20 protein-coding genes are annotated in these 19,804 nt (G+C 48.2%); 8 read left to right on the forward strand and 12 right to left on the reverse strand.

Features of this window, described 5'->3' with window-relative positions; genetic code table 11:
• Window positions 1-79: 79 nt before the first annotated feature.
• Window positions 80-922, forward strand: a complete 843-nt coding sequence (locus tag Q4E93_RS31540; protein ID WP_303591935.1) for a dienelactone hydrolase family protein — start codon at window positions 80-82, stop codon at window positions 920-922.
• A gap of 249 nt (window positions 923-1,171) precedes the next feature.
• Window positions 1,172-1,594 carry a putative quinol monooxygenase gene (locus Q4E93_RS31545; RefSeq protein ID WP_303591936.1) on the forward strand — a complete coding sequence of 141 codons (423 nt, stop codon included), beginning with the start codon at window positions 1,172-1,174 and terminating at the stop codon, window positions 1,592-1,594.
• A gap of 164 nt (window positions 1,595-1,758) precedes the next feature.
• Here Q4E93_RS31545 and Q4E93_RS31550 read toward each other — a convergent pair whose 3' ends face one another.
• Both Q4E93_RS31550 and Q4E93_RS31555 read right to left on the reverse strand, forming a co-directional pair.
• Complete coding sequence (locus tag Q4E93_RS31550) at window positions 1,759-2,685, reverse strand: helix-turn-helix domain-containing protein (RefSeq protein WP_303591937.1); 927 nt, start codon at window positions 2,683-2,685, stop codon at window positions 1,759-1,761.
• 11 nt (window positions 2,686-2,696) lie between these two features.
• Window positions 2,697-3,557, reverse strand: a complete 861-nt coding sequence (locus Q4E93_RS31555; RefSeq protein ID WP_303591938.1) for an SDR family oxidoreductase — start codon at window positions 3,555-3,557, stop codon at window positions 2,697-2,699.
• 190 nt (window positions 3,558-3,747) lie between these two features.
• Here Q4E93_RS31555 and Q4E93_RS31560 point away from each other — a divergent pair, with 190 nt between their 5' ends.
• Window positions 3,748-5,103: a glycosyltransferase gene (locus Q4E93_RS31560; protein WP_303591939.1), complete on the forward strand. Its 1,356-nt coding sequence runs from the start codon at window positions 3,748-3,750 to the stop codon at window positions 5,101-5,103.
• A gap of 22 nt (window positions 5,104-5,125) precedes the next feature.
• On the opposite strand, the gene Q4E93_RS31565 is transcribed toward Q4E93_RS31560, so the two are convergent.
• Window positions 5,126-5,653, reverse strand: a complete 528-nt coding sequence (locus Q4E93_RS31565; RefSeq protein WP_303591940.1) for a GNAT family N-acetyltransferase — start codon at window positions 5,651-5,653, stop codon at window positions 5,126-5,128.
• Window positions 5,654-5,741: 88 nt separating this feature from the next.
• Window positions 5,742-6,167, reverse strand: a complete 426-nt coding sequence (locus Q4E93_RS31570; RefSeq protein ID WP_368501911.1) for a GntR family transcriptional regulator — start codon at window positions 6,165-6,167, stop codon at window positions 5,742-5,744.
• Between the two features lie 76 nt (window positions 6,168-6,243).
• On the opposite strand from Q4E93_RS31570, the gene Q4E93_RS31575 reads away from it, so the two are divergent.
• Together Q4E93_RS31575 and map are read left to right on the forward strand one after the other, a co-directional pair.
• Window positions 6,244-7,092 (forward strand): haloalkane dehalogenase, encoded by an 849-nt coding sequence (locus tag Q4E93_RS31575; protein ID WP_303591941.1) that lies wholly within the window; start codon window positions 6,244-6,246, stop codon window positions 7,090-7,092.
• Window positions 7,093-7,160: 68 nt separating this feature from the next.
• On the forward strand, window positions 7,161-7,925 hold the full coding sequence (gene map / locus Q4E93_RS31580) for a type I methionyl aminopeptidase (protein WP_303591942.1): 765 nt from the start codon (window positions 7,161-7,163) through the stop codon (window positions 7,923-7,925).
• Window positions 7,926-7,934: 9 nt separating this feature from the next.
• Here the strand turns inward: map and Q4E93_RS31585 are convergent, their stop codons facing one another.
• Genes Q4E93_RS31585 through Q4E93_RS31610 form a run of 6 tightly spaced genes read right to left on the reverse strand, consistent with a single transcriptional unit; the run spans window position 7,935 to window position 13,140 of the window.
• On the reverse strand, window positions 7,935-8,573 hold the full coding sequence (locus Q4E93_RS31585; protein WP_303591943.1) for a hypothetical protein: 639 nt from the start codon (window positions 8,571-8,573) through the stop codon (window positions 7,935-7,937).
• 4 nt (window positions 8,574-8,577) lie between these two features.
• Window positions 8,578-9,237, reverse strand: a complete 660-nt coding sequence (locus tag Q4E93_RS31590; RefSeq protein WP_303591944.1) for a hypothetical protein — start codon at window positions 9,235-9,237, stop codon at window positions 8,578-8,580.
• 8 nt (window positions 9,238-9,245) lie between these two features.
• On the reverse strand, window positions 9,246-9,866 hold the full coding sequence (locus tag Q4E93_RS31595) for a hypothetical protein (RefSeq protein WP_303591945.1): 621 nt from the start codon (window positions 9,864-9,866) through the stop codon (window positions 9,246-9,248).
• Window positions 9,867-9,909: 43 nt separating this feature from the next.
• Window positions 9,910-10,278, reverse strand: coding sequence for a hypothetical protein (locus Q4E93_RS31600; RefSeq protein ID WP_303591946.1), 369 nt, complete (start codon window positions 10,276-10,278; stop codon window positions 9,910-9,912).
• Between the two features lie 11 nt (window positions 10,279-10,289).
• Window positions 10,290-11,648 (reverse strand): T9SS type A sorting domain-containing protein, encoded by a 1,359-nt coding sequence (locus Q4E93_RS31605; RefSeq protein ID WP_303591947.1) that lies wholly within the window; start codon window positions 11,646-11,648, stop codon window positions 10,290-10,292.
• Window positions 11,649-11,682: 34 nt separating this feature from the next.
• Window positions 11,683-13,140, reverse strand: coding sequence for a tail fiber domain-containing protein (locus Q4E93_RS31610; protein ID WP_303591948.1), 1,458 nt, complete (start codon window positions 13,138-13,140; stop codon window positions 11,683-11,685).
• Window positions 13,141-13,492: 352 nt separating this feature from the next.
• On the opposite strand from Q4E93_RS31610, the gene Q4E93_RS31615 reads away from it, so the two are divergent.
• The 3 genes from Q4E93_RS31615 to Q4E93_RS31625 are packed head-to-tail and all read left to right on the forward strand — an operon-like array spanning window position 13,493 to window position 17,737.
• Window positions 13,493-13,903 (forward strand): globin domain-containing protein, encoded by a 411-nt coding sequence (locus tag Q4E93_RS31615; protein ID WP_303591949.1) that lies wholly within the window; start codon window positions 13,493-13,495, stop codon window positions 13,901-13,903.
• Between the two features lie 22 nt (window positions 13,904-13,925).
• Entirely contained in the window at window positions 13,926-16,967 is a 3,042-nt protein-coding gene (locus Q4E93_RS31620; RefSeq protein WP_303591950.1) for a ligand-binding sensor domain-containing protein, read from the forward strand.
• The gene (locus Q4E93_RS31625; protein WP_303591951.1) at window positions 16,964-17,737 is read left to right on the forward strand and encodes a LytR/AlgR family response regulator transcription factor; all 774 of its coding nucleotides are present in this window, start codon (window positions 16,964-16,966) and stop codon (window positions 17,735-17,737) included. The genes Q4E93_RS31620 and Q4E93_RS31625 overlap by 4 nt, the downstream gene beginning before the upstream one ends.
• A gap of 13 nt (window positions 17,738-17,750) precedes the next feature.
• Here Q4E93_RS31625 and Q4E93_RS31630 read toward each other — a convergent pair whose 3' ends face one another.
• Complete coding sequence (locus Q4E93_RS31630) at window positions 17,751-18,395, reverse strand: 3-keto-disaccharide hydrolase (protein WP_303591952.1); 645 nt, start codon at window positions 18,393-18,395, stop codon at window positions 17,751-17,753.
• 538 nt (window positions 18,396-18,933) lie between these two features.
• Window positions 18,934-19,767 (reverse strand): hypothetical protein, encoded by an 834-nt coding sequence (locus tag Q4E93_RS31635; RefSeq protein ID WP_303591953.1) that lies wholly within the window; start codon window positions 19,765-19,767, stop codon window positions 18,934-18,936.
• Window positions 19,768-19,804: the final 37 nt, after the last annotated feature.

Genomic DNA, 19,804 nt, shown 5'->3' on the forward strand with positions numbered 1-19,804 from the left:
TTTAGGTTAGTAAACGGTATTTGTCATAAAATAATTACATTACGGCGCTTTAGCTATTATTAAAATAAATAATCTTTCCATGAACCGTGTAAAGCTTCTATCAGCAGCGATCATAACGGCTGCACTAGCCACATCCTGTAGCAACAGCGAATCCAAAAAGGAAGACCAGTCTTCTGATTCGACGAAGGTGATTGCCCCGGCATTAAAGGAAGAGACCGTGACCATCCAGGCCGATGGCGCTTCCCTTGTCAGCTACATTGTGTATGACGATTCCGTTAAGACCAAACGACCGGCTGTGCTGGTGGTCCCCGAATGGTGGGGATTGAATGACTATCCTAAGATGCGTGCGAGGGAGTTGGCAAAGCTGGGTTATGTGGCCCTGGCCGTGGACATCTACGGCGACGGGAAGATCGCCGACAACCCGGATAGCGCCGGCGCCTGGTCCAAGCCTTTCTATATGCACCCTGAAAAGGCCAAGGCGCGCATCGACGCGGCCATTGCCAAAGTCAAGACCTATCCCCAGGTGGACACCGCGAACATTGGCGCCATCGGTTACTGTTTTGGCGGCGGCATCCTTATCAATACGGCCCGGCTGGGCGATGAGCTGAAAGCCGTCGTCAGCTTCCACGGCAGCCTGCTGGGTACCCCTGCGAAGAAAGAGCTGCTGAAGACAAAGCTACTGGTGCTGCATGGCAATGCGGACTCGTTTGTCAATCCCCAGGTGGCTCAGTTCAAAAAGCAGATGGACTCCATCGGCGCAGATTATAAGTTCATCGGTTATGACAGTGCTACGCATGCTTTTACCAACCCGGCCTCTACAGAAAATGGGAAGAAGTTCAAGATGCCCATCGCATACAATGCCAAGGCGGACACCGCGTCCTGGAAGGAAATGGAGACTTTTTTTAGTGCGACGCTGAAATAGGCCGATAGGCCGAAGGTAATCCCGGCTTTCCACCGGGGAGGACAAAGCAGGAATATCCCCGCTTTGTCCTTTTTTATTTTTCGCCAGCCTGGTAGGTATAGTCCAGTTCTTTTAAGACGGTCTATTGCGTACTCACTGAGGCATTTTTAAACCGGGTTTATCCGGACAATAATAATTTTTTAAAGTAAATTGCTTGCCCGGACAGAACTGACTAGCTCAAGGTCACTAAATAAAGATTACCCAGGATCTATGAAAGTCAACAATCATCTTTATAGAACGACTGTTCAGGCATCATTAAGGATGCTTGGCTGTTGCGGAATGTTACTCCTTTCTATTTTACATGCCAAAGCACAAACAGATAAGCGCATGATCCGTATAGCCAAAATTGAAGTTGATTCGACACAACTCAAGGAATATAATGCAGCTCTGAAAGAGCAGATGCAAACGGCTGTCCGGCTGGAGCCTGGGGTGTTGACTTATTATGCAGTCGCCGACAAAAAAGACCCTTCGCGTATAACTATCCTGGAGATCTACGCCGACAGCGCTGCTTACCAAAAACACATTGTTACGCCTCACTTTAAAAAGTACAAGGCTACCGTCGAACACATGGTAAAGAAATTGGAACTGGTAGACGTTAACCTCATCGGGAGTGCAAAGCAGCCGGGGTTATAGAACATTAACAGACACCTTAACCTGGCCCGCAAGATCGCCTGGTCCGTGAATAAATGGATGAGTCGACCGGGTGTGTTACTAAATCATCGCTTTTTCCACCAGCCACCATCAGACGATGTAAGGTTGAAAGGCGGGTGGGAAGAGACCATAAAACTAAAGCTTCTTCAATTAAACGACTGTCTGAATTCCAAAGGAGAAAGGTTCGTCTTTAACTTGAACAGCTTACTGAATGACTGGGGATACACAAAACCTAGCTCATAAGCGATCTCGCTGATGGAGAGGTCGGTAGTCGAAAGCCTATCTTTGGCCTTCTCGATTATTTTGTCCTGTATATACTGCTGGGTGGTTTTACCGGTCAACATCTTCAGGAGGCCTGTGAGATAATTGGGCGATACGTTCAACTCGCTGGAAATATATTTCACCGTGGGAATTCCCTTTTGCGTCAGATCCCTGGCTGTGAGGGAGGTTTCCAGGAACTGATCGAGCCGGTCGACGAGGGTATGGTTGCTGATCTTTCGGGTGATGAACTGCCGGTGATAAAAGCGATCGGCGTAGTTCAACAGGGACTCGATCAGGGAAATGGTAATGTCCTGGCTGAACTGATCGATATTCGTGCGATATTCCTGTTGAATGTTGTGAATGAGTCCGGTGACCGTTGCTTCCTCCTTTTCCGACAGGAACAGCGCCTCCGTGACCGAATAATCGAAGAATGGATATTGCCTGATCTTACGCGCAAGGGAAGTCTTCCAGAGGAAATCGGGATGGACCAGGAGCACCCATCCCGACATGTCGGCGCCATCATACCGAGCCGGGTCAAAGCCAAATATCTGACCGGGCGCCATAAAGCTCAGCACGCCCTCGTCGAAGTCATATTCCTGATGGCCGTATTTCATTTTCGTGTTAGGAGGAAGGCACCGCTTTAATGCGATGAAATAGAAGTCGGTCACGAGGACTTTAGGCACATCCCCGGGGAGCTGTTTGATGGGGGCAATATCGATCACGCTGATCAGCGGATGCTCCGGTTTAGGAAACCCTCTCAGCTGATGCAACTGACTAATAGACGTTATTTTGAAAGGCGGATTATAGGCCATAAGCGCGTTGTTTAGTCGGTGGCATACCAGGTGGCGTATTCCTTTGCAAAGTCCCGCAGCTTGACTTTCCCTAATACGGGCCTGTTAAGGTAGTAATCTTTTTGCGGTTTCCCGCTATGGTTAAGGGATTGCATCTCCACCATGAAATGTGCAAACGGAGTGGCTATACCCATGGCTTCCAGCCCCTGAAGCATTTGCTCGTCTGACAGGATGATCCATTGAAGATCGGGCTTACCGATGGCTTCCCCGATGATCCTTGCCGCCTGGTTGCAGGTCAGCTCATCACTGGCGACGTAGCGAATTTTTTTCCCGGTCACCGGGGTGACGATCTCATCGGCAATGGCGTCGGCGATGTCATCGGGGGAGACGAATGCGATCATGTCCTCTCCGCCATAATTGGCAGCGATGAATCCCTGGTTTTTAATCATGCCTTTGAGACTATAGAAGTTGGTATAGAAGGAGCCGGGGCGCATAAGGGTGATGCTGACCCCCGGGAGGTCGTTCCATTTGTCTTCGGGGTGCTGCGACCGGAGCAGGTGCGCGACCCAGCCGCTGAGTACTACTACACGTTGTACGCCGGACCGGTGGACAGCCTGTATGTAGTTGTCGATATTCCGAGACCAGGCATTCAAATCCGGATCCGAAAAGTTAAGCGGATTCATGCAATACACCGCGTCTGTGCCGGTGAAGGTGCTGGTGAGGAAGTCAGCGTCCTGGATAGTACCGATTGCAGGGATGGCCCCAAGTGATTCGATGGCTTGGCGCTTTTCCGTGTTAGAACTGATGACCGTGACGGTATGTCCCTTTTGCACCAGGTTGATGGCCAGCGGCTTGCCGATGTTTCCCAAAGATCCTGTAATGACAATTTTCATGGTTTGCTTTTTTACTTCTGCAAAGCTCCCTATCTGGCCAGAGAAGAATATAGCTCAATCCACGGTTGTTGTAGCCCAAAAAATATGTCTGACCCATACGCTGCTTTCCTGCTCTTCAAAGTAAGCCATCAAAACCAGGCTGTTTTGGGGGCGGCGGCGAGTGTCGTATATTTATGCACTGTCTTTCTAAATGAGTGTAAAAAAGCGATTCTTATTTACTATACTTCCTACGAATGACTTGGGTCTGCTTACCCGGTCTTTACCTATTGCCAGGGAGCTTTCAGACCGGGGACACACCGTCCTATTCTCCCATCCGGCCAAGGCTCCGGGAAAGATCATTGCGGAGGCTGGTTTTGAAAATCTTATTCCCCGGCACCCATTATATGAGCTGACATTTTCAGGTTTGTCCTTTCGTAAATTCAGAAAGCTGATAAGTCAGCCTCGCTTTAAGGAGGATTATGGCAATATTTTTATCTTCCTGGCGGAATTGATAAGGTCTGTTCCTTTAAAATATGCCAGGCCGGCAACGGACATTTGGGACATGGATCATGCTTTCGCCATTACGGGATTGTTAAATGCCAATTTTATAAAAGCACAGTGCAAGGCCTATCTGAAAGTCATCGAGGGAAGTGGCGCAGATGTAGTTATTGACTTTTGGAATCCTTTTGCCTGTATAGCCTGTCGGATAGCGGGCAAACCTTTGATAACCGTAAATCAAGCGGACGCCCTGCCCAACGGCAACGGGTTTATCTGGTGGAAGCAAAAGCCGGCAGGCGTTCCTACCGTGACTCCTGCTATTAATAAGACGCTGCATTACTTTCATCTGCAGCAGGTGAAAAAGATCGACGCATTGAATGTAGGTGGTCTTACGCTGGTAACAGGCATTCCTGAGACTGACCCATTGAATGGCCCACATGGGTTTTATTATATTGGACCGGTGCTATGGCAGGATCCTCATGCTAAAATACCCGAATGGTTTGACCATCTGCCCAATGATAGACCCATCATTTGGCTTTATGCAGGCAACCCTTCCTATGGTGGTAAAAGCAGGGTATTTGATTCAGAGACGATGCTAAGCGCCTGTTGCAGCGCTTTGGCAGATGGGCCTTTCCACGTGGTGCTGTCGTTAGGGTATCATCCATTGTCAAACAAGCTTGCTTCACTGCCTGCCAATTTTCAATGTGTCCCTTACGTACCGGGGCTTGCCATGGCCGCCCGATGCGACCTGATGATCCATCACGGTGGGTATGGCTCCTGTCAGACAGGGCTTATATCCGGAACAGCCGCACTGATCATACCTACTTTTTCTGAACGTGAAAGTAATGCTAGACGGATAGCGCAGATAGGAGCCGGAGAATACGTATTACCTCGGCGCGACGGGGCAAATGAAAAGTATTTTGATCCCGGAGAGATCCGCAATAAGGTTGACCAGTTGCTTGGACATCCGCTGTATAAGGAAAATGCTGTCCGGTATGGCGAGAAGCTTCGATCATATGGTGGGGTACAAAAAGCGTCCGATCTGATCGAAAAATTCTCCTCTATTTGAAACCCGCTCTGACGGATTTCGTTTATTTGATACGCAATTGCATTACCACCATTCTTTTAAACTCGTCTTTGATGAAAGGATAGGACAATTCAGTTTCATCGATCACTTCGAAACCTTGCTTTTCATAAAATTTTACGGCATCGGCCCCCTTCATTGCTTTTAGCCAAATGATCGTCTTATTTGCATTTTTGGCTAATCGATCGACCATTTGGAGCGTAAGTTTTCCCAAACCCTTCCCGGCTGCTTTCTTTAAAAAATATATCCTTTCAACTTCCAGGTACGCCGGATCTCTTGCGCCATCGGTAGATCTCCCATCATTAATTTTTAAGATTCCGACCGGGAGATCATCTTCGTAAATAAGAAAGAACTTGCTATGAGCCTCATTCATCTCCGACAAAATTCTCTCTTTTGTGAAGCTTGTCTTCATATAGTTCTCGCCCTTATCACTCCATAAATAAGTATAATGCTCTATATAAGATTGTTTGTATATCTCCAGGATCTGGGGGATATCATCTTCCGAACAAATCTTGTATTTCGGCTCTTTTGTCATGCTTAATAAATGAATTCCTGGACAGGACCCCTGATCATGAACATCAGCACAAAGGTAAAGTTCTCTTTAAGGCTAAAAATGAAAAAGTTCAATAAAATAACACCGTTTCCTTAGTCGCTGGATCTGTTAGGATGACGTGGGAGTAATCGCGGGTACCTTCTAAGCTGTTTATTGTTTTAATTAGTCCTGTTGACTGCCCCGCGTACTTGCCCATTGCGGTAAACCGGGCCTTTTCCGGATAATGCTCAGGCGTCCCGTCTTTTCGCAGCGGAACTGCCGCTACTTCGGGGAGGTTCCCGGAAATATAGGTCCCTTTTTTTGGAAAGGTCTGCAGCCAGCCCTGTGATAGCAATTCTTCATACGCAGCCAGCACGGTATTGCGCTGGATGCCGAAAAGAACCGTCATCTCCCTCGATCCCGGTAGCTTAAAACCTTTGCGCAGACGGTGTCTTGCTTTTCCTATTGAGAGTGATAAGTTCTTGCAAAAGATGCATAAAAATCTGGTATAGCTGATTTATAGAAACTGGTATAGTAAACTATACCAGTAAAGTTAGATTTTTGTAACAGAACATCATATTAAAAACTGCAACATGACACCCAATAAAAGCATCAAGATCCAGGGTATTCCCATGAGCTACGTTGACACTGGCTCGGGAGACCCCATCGTTTTCCTGCATGGCAACCCAACCTCATCGTATCTCTGGCGGAATGTGATCCCCTCTGTCGCCGGTCAGGGGCGCTGCCTCGCCCCCGATCTCATCGGCATGGGCGCCTCGGGCAAACCACCCGCCGGGAATGACACCTTTATGCATCATTCCCGGTATCTCGACGAATGGTTTGCCGCCCTCGGCCTCGATAAGGTTGTTCTTGTTCTGCACGACTGGGGGTCCGCTCTCGGCTTTTATTGGGCTTTCCGTAATCCGGAGAAAGTGCGGGCGATCTGTTATATGGAGGCCATCGTCCGCCCGCGGGGTTGGGAAGATTTCCCGCATGGAAGGGATATGATCTTCAAGGCCCTGCGTTCACCCAAAGGGGAATCAATGGTCCGTGACGATAATTTTTTTGTGGAGACGGTATTACCCAAAAGCATTTTGCGGACACTGGCTCCGGAAGAGATGGAAGCGTACCGCCGCCCCTTTCTGACTCCGGAGGATAGGATGCCTACGTTGGCACTTGCCCGTGAACTTCCTATCGAAGGGGAACCCGTTCATATCGTCGACATCGTCACCCGTTATGGCCAATGGCTGGCAAAAAGTCCCCTGCCAAAGCTGCTTATCGTAGCCGAACCGGGCGCCTTGCTCACGGGTAAAGATCTGGCTTTTTGCCGCACCTGGCCCAATCAGAGAGAAACATCCGTCCGGGGTGTTCATTATTTACAGGAGGATTCGCCCGTCGAGATTGGTCAGGCCATATCGCAGTTCATCGCTGGCCTGCCCTAACCGCCATTTGCTTATCTTTGCCCCGATCTTGGCGGATTTTCCGGCAGATCCATAACTACAACGCAACTATGTCTATTACTAAAGAATCTGAACTGGCCGGCATGAAAAAAGCCAGTGAAGCCGTTGCCCTGACCCTAAAGGAGATGACCCGATATGCGGCTCCGGGCATGACCACCAAACACCTGGATGAATATGGTGCACAGATACTGAATGCGCTGGGCGCAAAGTCGGCACCTTATTTAACCTATGGATTTCCCGGCTGGACATGCATCAGCGTCAACAAAGAATTTTGCCATGGCATTCCTTCTCATAAAACCATCCTTAAAGAAGGCGACCTTATTAATATAGATGTTTCGGCAGAACTGGACGGGTTTTGGTCGGACAATGGCGGTTCGTTTGTGCTGGGTGAGGACATTCATCACCACCAGCAACTGATCGAGGCATCCAAAGCCATCCTTCAAAAAGCCATCAATCATATTAAAGGCGGTGTGCGCATTGCGGACATTGGCCACCTGATAGAAACCGAATCGAAACAGCGGGGCTATAAGGTGATCAAAAACCTCACCGGCCATGGCATTGGCAGAAGCCTCCATGAAGCGCCTACGGAGATTGCAAATTACCGGGACCGTTTTAATTATACGCGCTTCAGGAAGAACTCGGTAGTAGCCATCGAAACATTCATATCCACCAGATCTACCCTTGCCACCACCCTGCAGGATGGCTGGACGCTGGTAGGAGACAGGGGCGGCTTTATGGCGCAACACGAGCACACCATTGTGATCACCGATGACAAGCCGATAGTGCTGACGGAGATGAATGGGATTTGGAATTAGGGATCCCTGCTATTTTTCTTTTACGAAGTTGCAAACCAGATCCCCGGAGAAGGGGAGAACACCTGTTATTTTACCTGGTTGTACTGACATTTTAAAATTGTCAAAAACAACATCAAAGATGGTTGGCAGCAGCTCGAATGTATAACGGTTGTCCGACGTCCTCCCAGGTGTAAAAACGGATTGCTTTTCGGCACACCATTCAAAAAAGAGGATAATGGTATCGGCCTTCATCGCCGGCAGCATAGCGATCCCATCGTTTCCGGCTGCTGTATGCGCTTCCTTGCTTCCTGTTCTGACGATGGTATGCAGGTATTTGTTGATGGCAGCGTTTCCTCCGGTGAATATAATGGTGATACCCTCCTGCTCATCCTTTTTCGAAGCCGTCAGCTTAAAATCCCGCAGGTTTTTAGGGTTACTGTCGAAGATGATCTTATCGCCTTCCATTTTCCATTTCCCGTGACCCTGCCTGTCCAGGGCGCCATAGCTGAAGAAGAATTGAAAGGAGCTGTCCTCGTTGAGCTTAAATCCCGCGGCAGTCTCCATAACGCCCCGTAAATAGTATTCACCCGCTGGTGAAGCGGTTTTTATTTGCGCCTGCATGGTAAGTGCCATTAGATAGGAAAATATGGTAATTGTTATTTTTCTCATTATTTCATTCGCCGGTAGTTAGACTGCCGATGCCTTTCACCGCCTGCAGCCTGTATCCATAAAACATTTCAACCGCCTCCAGCCCTTTCAGCGCAAAATGACGATCACCGCATTTAAAACGTATTTCACCTGTGAGATATTTGACGGGGACCTTCTCAGCGGGAGCGGCAATGAAATCGAATTTTTCAAGGACAGCTTCGTTCCAGTCGATCTTCAGGCTGATGGCCTGGTCCCGGTACGTCATAAATTCCTCTGTGAAGACGGTTACCGCCTCTTTCTCCCTGTGCGCCATCATCTGGTCGATCATTTCCTGTGTTAGACCGTCCACTTTTGAGGTAAGCATCAGTTGCAGCAGCGCCTTATATTCTTCATTCGACGGGTACAGCGCGATCCAGGCGCCTGCGTCTTTTTGTTGTATAGCCTTGAAAACCCTCTCTCCGAATTGGTTTTGCGATTTAAATGTAGCGATTGTATCCATATTGCCGTTATTTTCTTTCATAGATATTTTTTGAGCCGACGGCTCAGTGAAGTCGGTGAGGCTCCTTGAACTACTGGTATGCGTAGCTTCCATTGGATTCCGGATAAAAGCCGCTTTGGGATGGGCGGCTAGCAGGCAGCTGCTTAGCAGCAGCCAGGAGAAAGGCAGCGGTTTCAAATATTTCATTTGTCGTATCAATGGTTTGGTGAAGAGAATATTTTCCTTAATTTTTCAATTGCGGGCTGGTGGACGGACGCATCCGGAGACCGTAACGCTGCGAGCAGATTTTTATCCCTTAACGCTGGCATTCCGCCATATGCCCACATCGCAATCGTTGTACAGGCTTTCTTTTTGTAGAGCCGGTTCGCTCCCGTTATACAGTGCACGAGAAAATCCCTTGCTTCTTTACAGTCCTTAAAATCGTTTAACGCCGCAAATACTTCATCGATATATTTGCCACCCTGCTCCGGCAGGTATTCCATTAGAACGCTGAAGCTACCTTTGTCCCTGGAAACGTTCCATAGCGCGTTGGCGAATGCGATCTTCCTCACGGGGTCCTTATCGTTCAGCTTGCTTTTGAGGAATCCTTCTATAGTCCCGTATTGGTGGAACATCAGGGTGTTCACGGAAAGCTTTATTGTCACCGCGTTCCTTTCCTTTTCAAGCTGCAGGAGGGAAGTGGCGATTATTTCCTTATCCCATTCAGCTTCTTCTTCGGCCGAAGCATGATATACATCGGAATAGCCATCTTTCCAGATGTACAACTTATTGCCGCCGTTGTTCATATATAGTTCTTTAGACGTGGGGGATTGCATGGTTCTTTTAATTTGAACGCTTTATAATAGCCCTGATCGCAGATCAATCGAGCGTAAAGGGCAGGTCGTATTCTTTAACCACCGGCTTTTGCTTACTCCGGACCTTTACTTCTATTTTGGCTTTGGGCTTCTCGCCCAGGACAAGCCATTGCCTGATGTAAGTGTCTTCATACTCGGTCCAGCTGGCCTCCTCTACGAGGTGCTCATTCTTTTTCTCTTGCGCGGCCTGGTAAGCCCAACGCTCCGCACTCAGGGGTTCATAATTCGCAATTTTTCCCTGGCAAATGATCTGTATGCCTGGCCTGGATCGGTTTCCCATTTCCGTGTTGCTGAAGACGGATACGGTGATGGTGCTGTTGTCAGCCAGATCGGTGACTTCCCATGCATCCACCTGTGTTTTAATGTTAGCCATAAAATGAAAGTTTATTGTTTGATAATACCAATTGTTTGTGTGGATGCTCCGCCTCTCAACAATGCCAGGTAGTATACGCCACGGGCGAGTGCGGATGTATTGATCGGGTATTGATTGATACCCGTGTTTATGGTAACCGCTTGCCGCCATAGGATCCATCCTGCCGCATTGGATAAAACCAGCTCTCCCTTGCCGCTGGAAGCGCCGCTTATTGTTACCCTGGCAGTTTCAACAACGGGATTGGGCATTACCCTGAATTCCGTCGAAAGAGCGCAGCCGGCTTCCAGTATGGAGGAATAGCTGATCCTGTTGTCGATGTCATACTGCGCCAGGCGGTAGAGGGCGGATGGCATGTTAAGTGTGAGGTCCTTGTACCCGTAATCCATTATGCTGCTGCTGTTGCCGGCGGCTTTTACACTGCCGATGGTTTCCCACATACGACCATCCTGGCTGCGCTGTACATCGAATCGCTCGCTGTTTTGCTCTGCCGCCGTTCGCCAGGTGAGCTCGATATATTTTCCCTTACACCGGGCTGTAAGGTCGGTAAACCTGACGGGTAAGACGATCGCCTGGCTGCCCAGCGTGTAAGTGCCGGTGATATTTGAAAGGCCTTTTTGGGTGATCGTGTTTAGAATGGTGTCTTTTGCAGAATAATGCAGATCTGTGAAAGTGACATCATCGGGCGTCGCATAGATGGTAAGATGGCTTTTCCCGATGCCATTGAGGTCGGCATCAAAATAATGAAATGTGAGCACACCGTCAATGGCCGGTCCGCCCGGGTTGATGTCATACCTGGTCAGCACGCTTTTTCCGCTGGACGCGGGGATATTGGACGAGGAGTGGTAACGATTGACATACACGGTGCCTAAATTCTGTGAGGAGGTGATGGTGACCCCCAGGTTGCCGATGTTCGCAGCGTTGGGCGCATTCAGGATGGCGTTGGCAAGTATAACGCCACCGTTTTGGCCGGTGAAATGGGATGTTTCCGATTCGCCTGCCAGTGTGCCCGTATTACCCAGATTCACCGACTGCTGGTTCAGCTCAATCATCCCGGAGATGAAATGGAGCGTGTCTTGCACCATGACATCGCTCTTCAGGACCAGCTTCCCCCCCATACTTTTATTAATTGCCAGGCTATTGAATGTAAGCTGGCTTCCGGCGCCTGTAATACTGTTATCGCCTGACCCGGAAAAATGTACGACGGATCCCGTTGCGTCCAGCGTACCCGGCACAATCAAATCCAGGTCATTTACTACTACGTGGGCATTCCCGGAAGTGACCAGGTGTGTGCCGCCGGTGATGTTCAATTGCGCTTTTACTGCGATGCCGGCTACCGTCACAAGGAGGGCGAGCATTAATATTTTTTTCATAATCAGCTTGATGGTGGATGAATTTCGGCTTGCGTTACTGAATGCCCAGCTTGAGCTTTATGGCTGCCAGGTCATTTTTGAGCTGTGTGTTTTCCTCCCGGAGGGTCTGTAGCTCCTGCTGCTGTTCCTGCATACCCCGGATGATGATGGGAATGAGCCCCTGGTAATTGACGCCGAGGTACTTTATTTCCTCGTTGAGGACATTTTTTGTTTTGGGGTCGACCCGGGCAGGCTGCACCTGTTCTTTCACCAGCTCCGGGAATACGGCCTGTACATCCTGCGCTACCAAACCATACTGGTTGCCGGCCGGCAGGTTCATATTAAATTCCGCCGTCTTGTATTCATAGTTGGAGGGCGTAAGCTGCATGAGCTTGTCCATCATACCTTCGGGCATGCGCCTGATATTTTGTTTCAGTTTCCTGTCGGAGGAGGAATAGTAAGAACCGGTGATATTGATATTGCCTTCGCCATAAAAGCAACTGATAAAAGAGCCTGCCGTGCCGCGTGGCGAGCTCCAGAAACCTACTACATTGGTATTTGCTCCCGGCGTCGTCAGGTTTACATTGCTATAATATCCGATGACTCCTGCGGTTCCCGTGGCGGTTATGGATGTATTTATCCCATATCTTGGAAAAAAGCTGTTCTTTTGAGAGGAAGGCATAGTGATGGTTATGCCGTCCCCATCATTTTTTGCTCCAAACTGGTGAAAATTGATCCCGTCGTTACCAAAAACTCCTAACCCGGCAGCGCCTTCAAAATACCCGCCATACCCATTCGCCGAAACGCCTTTTACACCGGTACCATTGGTGGGGTTGGTGTTGGACCCATAAACCGCGGCGCCACTTCCATCTTCAAGCACTTCCAAACCGTTGGATAGCGCGGCATCGTTGCTTCTTTCCAGTTTTAACATGCTGCCGTCCCCTGTTTTACTGCCGGATATGAGCGTTGCATTCCCGGAATTATACACGCCTATCGTCGGGAAGGTGCCGCTGCTGTTGTCATCCAGGTTCAGCAGGTATTGATCAGTATAATTACCCCCACGGGTTATATGGACTTTTCCATAAGGGTTGTTAAGACCGATGCCGATGTTACCATCCTTGGTGATCGTCATTCTTGTCGTGTTATTGGTGGCCAGCCTCACATTGACGGCATCGGTGGTGCCAAGGAAGTTGTGGACGGTGTCGGTACCCGCGTTGCCTGTCAGAGACCAACCGGCGCCGCCGGCCATTGGTTGCCAGGCACTGCCATTGTAATAATAAAACCCCGCCGCCCCATCCGTCTGGTATACCTGCAAGCCCGTGGCCGGCGCCGGAATGGCAGCGCGTTGCGCGGCGGTCATACGGGGGATCAGCAATCCCTTGCTGGTGCTGCTGATGTCCAGCATAGAACTGGCATGCGGCTGGGATCCGGTGGTGTTAATGCCAACATTTTGTGCATGTAAGGTCCCGGCGATCAAAAACAGAAGATTTGTAAGGAGGATAATTCGTTTCATGAAATTTTATTTAGGTGTTTGACCAATGAGCCGCAAAAATGGGAAGGAACAGAAAGGCGGCATAATTTATCATAGCCAGGGGGCTAACTGGATCTTCGAAGTGTGTCTAAACGACTGGGAAACGCTGGCGGGACTCCAAAACACTTCGGCCGCTGATTCACACACCTGGACAGGATAAAGTTGCTCCGGCGGAGGCCGTTTCCCAACTTCACTTTGTCAACCTGCCGGAGCAGAGGTGTTTCCAGGTACCAACACACTTCAGGCCTCTTTTTATACACTTCGATAAACTTTTTATGCCATGCATGCAACCGAATCTATAACTTTCGAAAGTTCAAGTTTAAACAGGATCAAAATGACCGTAAACCAAGTGTTCCTGGTACAAAAAACGTGGAAAATATTTCGGAACATTAATGTTGAAGTAGTAGGAGATGTCTTCTACAGCAAGTTATTTACCGAGGTTCCGGCTGCAAGGCGCCTTTTTAAAGGCCCGATGACGGCACAGTACAAGAAGCTGATCGATATGATAAGCATTATTGTGGCCAGGCTCGAAAGAATAGACGAGATTACGGACGACATCCGGAATATGGCCGTACGGCATAAGGGATACGGGGTAAAGGCCGCGCATTATAAGGCCGTGGGGGATGCATTATTGTGGACGCTGGAGCAAGGGTTGGGCAAGGACTGGACGGAGGATATAAGAGAGGCATGGACACTTTGTTACCGGACGCTGTCGGACGCAATGATCGCGGCCTCCGATTATTAGAAATTTTGTTATTTTCGAAATCATGATACGCTTAATGCGGTTAATGTTCCTGCCGGGAACGCTGCAACTACTGCTAATTTGCCTGCTTTGTGGTCCTTTGCTGTCACAGCCTGTTTCATTCAATTTTCACCAGCTTAGTACTGGGGCGGGACTGAGCGATCCTGGTGTCAGGTGTTTTGCCCAGGATAAATACGGCTATATATGGATTGGAACATTAAATGGGCTCAACCGCTTTTCCGGATATGAGGTGAAGGTATTTAAACATAAGGCGAACGACAGATGGGGCCTTGCGGCCAATTATACACCTGCTTTGGTCACCGACGATAAGGAAAGGCTTTGGATAGCCCAACCCAACGGCATCTGCCAATATGATTACACGGGTTCCCGGTTTCTTTTTGCGCCAGCCGGCAGGAACTTCTCCATTTATAAGATGATCCGGGGCAAAACATCCGTCCTGTTCCTGGCCACATCCAAAGGTCTTGTATCATTCAATACGGGATCAATGGCATATTCTTTTGTGGAAGATGAATGCGACGAAGGATCAAAGTTGCTGATGTCCAGGTCAGTAAACGATATTTGCCTGGGCGGCGGCGGGAACATGTATATTGCCACCGACACGGGACTTGTGGTCTATAACGCCGGAACGCACAAGGCACGACTCATTTTTATTAAAGCATTTGCCGGGCGAGGCGTTAGCAGGCTGGCTTTTGATACGACCGGAAACCTTTGGGCTGTATCGGGCATCAACGGGGAGCTGCTTTTCAGATGCGACAGCACTTTTTCTTCCGTGGATATTTATCATCCCGGGAACATTTCAACGGGCAGCTACAGGGACAACCGTATCGTATCCCTGCTTTTCGACGATGCCGGAAGATTGTGGGCCGCCACCGCGCGGACAGGGCTCTGTCTTTTTGACAAATATTCCAATTCTTTTATCCCATACCGCCACGACCCTTTTCAGCCGGGGAGTATCAGCGGGGATCTGACCTCATGCCTGTTCCAGGATAAGAAGGGGTATATCTGGCTGGGTACGGAAACCTCCGGGGTCAATTATTTCAACCCGGCTGCGTCATTCTTCACCGCCATTCAGCCGTCCTGTTATCAGCATCCCACCTTGCCTCATTACTGGGGCAGGGCCGCGGGGGAGGATAAGAATGGCAACCTGTGGCTGGGTACGGCAAGCGGTATTGCACGGTGCGACCCGGCCGGGAAAACATTTAAGCTATTCCAGGATACCAGCGGAGAAGGCAGATCGATCCAATATAACTCCGTCAGGTCTGTACTTTGCGATGACGATAATATTTGGATAGGCACCGCCCAGGGTCTCAACCTTTACCATCTTTCCACCGGGAAAATGGATAGGTTCGGTATAAAAGATGCTGTTCCTCTTTCTTTCTTCTGGAACATCGCAAAGGATGCGGCGGGAAATACCTGGTTCGGCAGCAGGGACGGCTTCTATTGCTATAACGCTAAACAGCATAAATTTGAGAACCTTCATCGGAATACGCATCTGTCGGCCTATTGTGACAATAACACTTACTGTATATACAAGGATAGCAAAGGCTTGCTGTGGTTTGGGTTTGGTTATAAGGGATTAATGCAATTCGATCCTGCCAGCGGCAGGACGAAATGCTGGGCTAAAAAAGAAGGCGACAGCCGTTCGCTGAGCGATGATCATGTTACATCCATTGCCGAAGATAGCACGGGTATAATATGGGTGGGCACAATGGGCGGTCTAAACGCCTATAACCCTTCCACGGGATTGTTCATTCAATACCTGAACGGGTCTGGCAGCGCTTCGGAGAAGACATCTGCCCTCCTGGTGGACAAGCACAACCGGATATGGTTCGCTGCGGATAAGGGGATCATGATGCTGGATGAAGGGAGAAAATATTTCAAATCATTCGATATCAGTGATGGCCTGCCTACCCTGGATTTTAACAACCAGTCGGCTTTTAGGATGCGTAACGGCTATTTTATTTACCCAAGCCTGATGGGGTTCGTCATTTTTAATCCCGATAGCCGTATCGAACAGGATACTGTCAGGGATTTCTATATTTCCTCCTTTAAAATATCCGGCAACGCAGGCCCGGAAGACCTAAATCCGGAAGAAATAAAGGAATTGCATCTCTCCCCGGACGAGAACTTCTTTTCCCTTGAAGTCACTGCGCTCAATTACGAGACGCCAGCGAAGAACTGGTATGCTTATAAACTGGACCCTTTCGATAAAGAGTGGATATACACAAAGGACCGGAAGGCAAGCTACACCAATGTGCCGGGCGGCGACTATACCTTTCATTATAAGACCTCGGTGGATGGCAACAGCTGGAATATCCCGGAAAAGCTTATGGGGATCCATGTGGCTACGGTGTATTATAAATCATGGTGGTTCCGGACTTTGATCCTCGTGCTGGTGTGCTTTGGCATTTACAGGTTCTATGCCTGGCGCATCCACCAGAAGGAAAAGCTGCTTTCCCTGCAGGGAAAGGCCTATTCCCTTGAAAGGGAAAAGGCTAAGGTGATGTATGAGAGCCTGAAGCAACAGCTTAACCCGCATTTTTTATTTAACTCCCTCACGTCGCTGAGCAGCCTCATCACTTCGAGCCCCGCCGACGCAAAGAAATTCCTGGAACGGCTGTCAAAAATATACCGGTACATATTAAAAAGCCGTGATAGCGAAAAGGTTATATTGAGCGAGGAGATCAATCTTGCCGGAACATATACGCAACTGCAAAAGACGAGATTTAAGGATGGCTTGCAGCTGGAGGTTAAGGTAAACGAGGAATGTCTCGACAGGAGCATTGCGCCTGTGACCTTGCAGAACCTAATAGAGAACGCCATCAAGCATAATATCATCGACATATCGTCGCCGCTGGTGGTAGAGATCATCGCCGAAGGAGATTGGCTGATGGTAAGGAACAACCTGCAGCGAAAGGGTATCGTGGAGACCAGCAACAAGCAGGGACTGGAAAGCATGCGGTCGCTGTATTATTTTCTCAGCGGCAGGCAGATCGAAGTGGTGGACGACGGCCAATATTTCACTGTTAAAATCCCACTATTATGATAAAGGCATTGATTATAGAGGATGAGGAATTGATAGCAGCCGAACTGAAACTTAAAATAAAGCAGGTAGCGGAAGATGTGCATATTACGGAAGTTTTGCCCAGCTTAAAGGTTGCCAGGAAATGGTTCTTTGAAAATGCGGAGCCGGATATGATCTTCATGGATATCCAGCTGAGCGATGGTGTAAGCTTTGACCTGTTCGGCAGCTATAAGATCAACTGTCCGGTGGTTTTTACGACTGCTTATGAAGAATATGCGGTCCGGGCTTTTAAAGTCAACGGGGTAGACTACCTGTTAAAGCCCGTGGATGAAGAGGAGCTGAAGACCGCGATCGATAAATGCAGGAATATCATTGAGTATAAAAGCAGTTTGCCGGTGGATATGCCAAGACTTATCCAAAACCTGCAGAACCCCAATGGAGCCAAGGTTTTCTACAAGGAAAAATTTATCGTAAATTTCCGCAACCAGTGGTTTGCCGTCAATACAAAAGATATTGCATGTATTACAAAGGAGGGCCTTCATTATATTTATACATTCAATGGCGAAAAGCACATTATTGATTACGCTTCCATGGAAGAGATCGAGGATATGCTCGATCCTGCCGTATTTTACCGGGCGAACCGGCAGTATATTGTCCACATAGAGGCTATACAAAGCGTGACCCCCAAAGAGAACCAGAAGGTAATGCTTACTTTAAAGGCGCCCCTGAAGATACAGGTCGACATGAGCCGGGAAAAGGCGCCTGCATTTAAAAAATGGATGGACAGATAGGGGGGATGTTGCATCAATTCAGTTCCTTGATCCGGATATCTTTCCAACGGACTTTGATCCCGCCGCCGCTGTGGATCTGTAATGCAATGAACCCTTTTCCCGCCCCGATCTTTTCGTCTTTTAATTGGACCATTTGATGGCCGTTTAGCCAACTGGTCACTTCATCCCCCATTACCTTGATCCGCATGGTATTCCATTCTCCCATTTTCAGGATGCTTTCATCCGCTGGTTTTGGCAGGATCAGCCAACCCCGGCCGTAGGACTCATAAATGCCACCTGTGTGTTTTTGCGGCGGCGCTATTTCCACTTGCCAACCGCTGATTTTGGTCCCCTCAATGCCCGATCGAATGAATACACCGCTATTCCCATCGGCTTCCTGTTTGAATGTCAGCTCCAGGATAAAATTGTCGTAGGATTTTTCCGTGGACAGATATCCGTATTGTTTATCCGGTCCGCTTTCACAAACCAATTCTCCATTATCAACATACCATTTCTCCGTACCGTGGATATTCCAGCCAGTGAGGTCTTTGGCATTGAAGATCTTCTTGAATTCTTCATTGTGCGGGGGATCGCCAATGAAAGAAGGATCTGCCGGGCAAGGCTTGAATGCTCCGATCTTGTCGATCTTGGCATTTCTGATCGAATACTCGCCTGACATGCATTGAATTTCAGTCGAATCTGAGATTCGATAGGAACAGTTAAATGCACTTTGCATAGTGTCCGCATATTTATTGATATCCCATTTAGGGAAATTAAAATTCTTAAAATATACCGAATCTCCCAGATAGTAAAAGCTCATATTATTCATTTGGAGCGGAAAGGAATCCCTTTGACTGTAAAATTTCACATTGAAAGTTTCGATCAACACCGGGGTTCCGTCTTTGAGAGAATGATCCGAATATATTTTTTTCGAAGCGTCTTTGAGCGATTGAGCAACCGCCATAGGAACAACAAAGCGCCTATCGATTATCGCATTAACGCCAGATTGAATATTTCTTTTTACGGTCCCGCAACCCTGAGAGTAAATGGCTAAAATCAGGAGTGCTATTGTTTTGGTTTTGTAGCGCATCGTTTACTGAATATCGGTTGTGCTCAATAGAATATTTTTGGAGAGAAACCCGCCTCTCTCGCCTAATGCGTTACAAATATACCGTATTAAACAGAACCATTGCATTGCACTACTGTTGTCGCCGGGATCAAATAATTCTCTTGAAAATTCCATAATCACTTAAGGCATTCATCCTGATAGTTTTTTTAGGGTGAAAGTAGTAAGTTGCCATGCCAACAATGGGCTGGTCCGGTACTAAAAGAAGAGGCGCAGTAGGTTTGTAGATTGAACCTCTTCCAATAATAAGCTGTTCGATCTCTATACGAATGATAGTATCGGCAGCATCTATAATTTTAATATTGCCTTTTGCAAATGAAGGAATTGATGACAGTGGATTCCCACCAGACTTTGTAGTTATATTGTAAAATGTCAGGCTGTCCCTGGATTCTTTCACGCTATCGAACGCATATTCCATTTGACCAGTACTCATAGAAGCGTTGCCATAAGTGTCGTTGTATTCGACAACTTCTATCTGGACGTCGTTGGTCTGACTTGTATATCGTCCGATGGGCACCAATAATGTATCTGCCGGTTTTCTTCGACTACGGTCCAGATGGATCATGTTGAAATTCGACTTCATGGGAGGCTTGGAAAAATAAGTGCAGGGCAATTGTTTGATTTTATCCGCTGAAAACGGGGTAGCTGAGTCGAGCACCGCATAGCCTTTATAATCGGAAGTAGTTGCGAATGCTCCCGCATAGCTGAAGTCATATATTACAAGCCGACTATCGGGTATCCGCTGTCTATATAGACTTTGAGGTTTAATATTTGAAAAAGTATGTCCAAAGTTGCAGCTGTTAAAAGCTGAGAATAGGATAAGGAATATCACGGGGCGTCCCATATTGTTAATGTTCTTCCAATGGGAAATATGTAGTTGATTTAGAATAGATTGTTCTTCCTTTCGTCCAACGAGAGTCTGCATTGTTGATTGTTTGATCTGCGGCAACGGTAATAATTTT

The organism is Flavitalea plasmicola, from assembly GCF_030546645.1.
Taxonomy (GTDB): Bacteria; Bacteroidota; Bacteroidia; order Chitinophagales; family Chitinophagaceae; genus Puia.

Bases quoted from the DNA above. Each gene is read 5' to 3' on its own strand.
- Q4E93_RS31540 (WP_303591935.1), top strand. From the start codon at position 80: ATGAACCGTGTAAAGCTTCTATCAGCAGCGATCATAACGGCTGCACTA.
- Q4E93_RS31545 (WP_303591936.1), top strand. From the start codon at position 1,172: ATGAAAGTCAACAATCATCTTTATAGAACGACTGTTCAGGCATCATTA.
- Q4E93_RS31550 (WP_303591937.1), bottom strand. From the start codon at position 2,685: ATGGCCTATAATCCGCCTTTCAAAATAACGTCTATTAGTCAGTTGCAT.
- Q4E93_RS31555 (WP_303591938.1), bottom strand. From the start codon at position 3,557: ATGAAAATTGTCATTACAGGATCTTTGGGAAACATCGGCAAGCCGCTG.
- Q4E93_RS31560 (WP_303591939.1), top strand. From the start codon at position 3,748: ATGAGTGTAAAAAAGCGATTCTTATTTACTATACTTCCTACGAATGAC.
- Q4E93_RS31565 (WP_303591940.1), bottom strand. From the start codon at position 5,653: ATGACAAAAGAGCCGAAATACAAGATTTGTTCGGAAGATGATATCCCC.
- Q4E93_RS31575 (WP_303591941.1), top strand. From the start codon at position 6,244: ATGACACCCAATAAAAGCATCAAGATCCAGGGTATTCCCATGAGCTAC.
- map (WP_303591942.1), top strand. From the start codon at position 7,161: ATGTCTATTACTAAAGAATCTGAACTGGCCGGCATGAAAAAAGCCAGT.
- Q4E93_RS31585 (WP_303591943.1), bottom strand. From the start codon at position 8,573: ATGAGAAAAATAACAATTACCATATTTTCCTATCTAATGGCACTTACC.
- Q4E93_RS31590 (WP_303591944.1), bottom strand. From the start codon at position 9,237: ATGAAATATTTGAAACCGCTGCCTTTCTCCTGGCTGCTGCTAAGCAGC.
- Q4E93_RS31595 (WP_303591945.1), bottom strand. From the start codon at position 9,866: ATGCAATCCCCCACGTCTAAAGAACTATATATGAACAACGGCGGCAAT.
- Q4E93_RS31600 (WP_303591946.1), bottom strand. From the start codon at position 10,278: ATGGCTAACATTAAAACACAGGTGGATGCATGGGAAGTCACCGATCTG.
- Q4E93_RS31605 (WP_303591947.1), bottom strand. From the start codon at position 11,648: ATGAAAAAAATATTAATGCTCGCCCTCCTTGTGACGGTAGCCGGCATC.
- Q4E93_RS31610 (WP_303591948.1), bottom strand. From the start codon at position 13,140: ATGAAACGAATTATCCTCCTTACAAATCTTCTGTTTTTGATCGCCGGG.
- Q4E93_RS31615 (WP_303591949.1), top strand. From the start codon at position 13,493: ATGACCGTAAACCAAGTGTTCCTGGTACAAAAAACGTGGAAAATATTT.
- Q4E93_RS31620 (WP_303591950.1), top strand. From the start codon at position 13,926: ATGATACGCTTAATGCGGTTAATGTTCCTGCCGGGAACGCTGCAACTA.
- Q4E93_RS31625 (WP_303591951.1), top strand. From the start codon at position 16,964: ATGATAAAGGCATTGATTATAGAGGATGAGGAATTGATAGCAGCCGAA.
- Q4E93_RS31630 (WP_303591952.1), bottom strand. From the start codon at position 18,395: ATGTCAGGCGAGTATTCGATCAGAAATGCCAAGATCGACAAGATCGGA.
- Q4E93_RS31635 (WP_303591953.1), bottom strand. From the start codon at position 19,767: ATGCAGACTCTCGTTGGACGAAAGGAAGAACAATCTATTCTAAATCAA.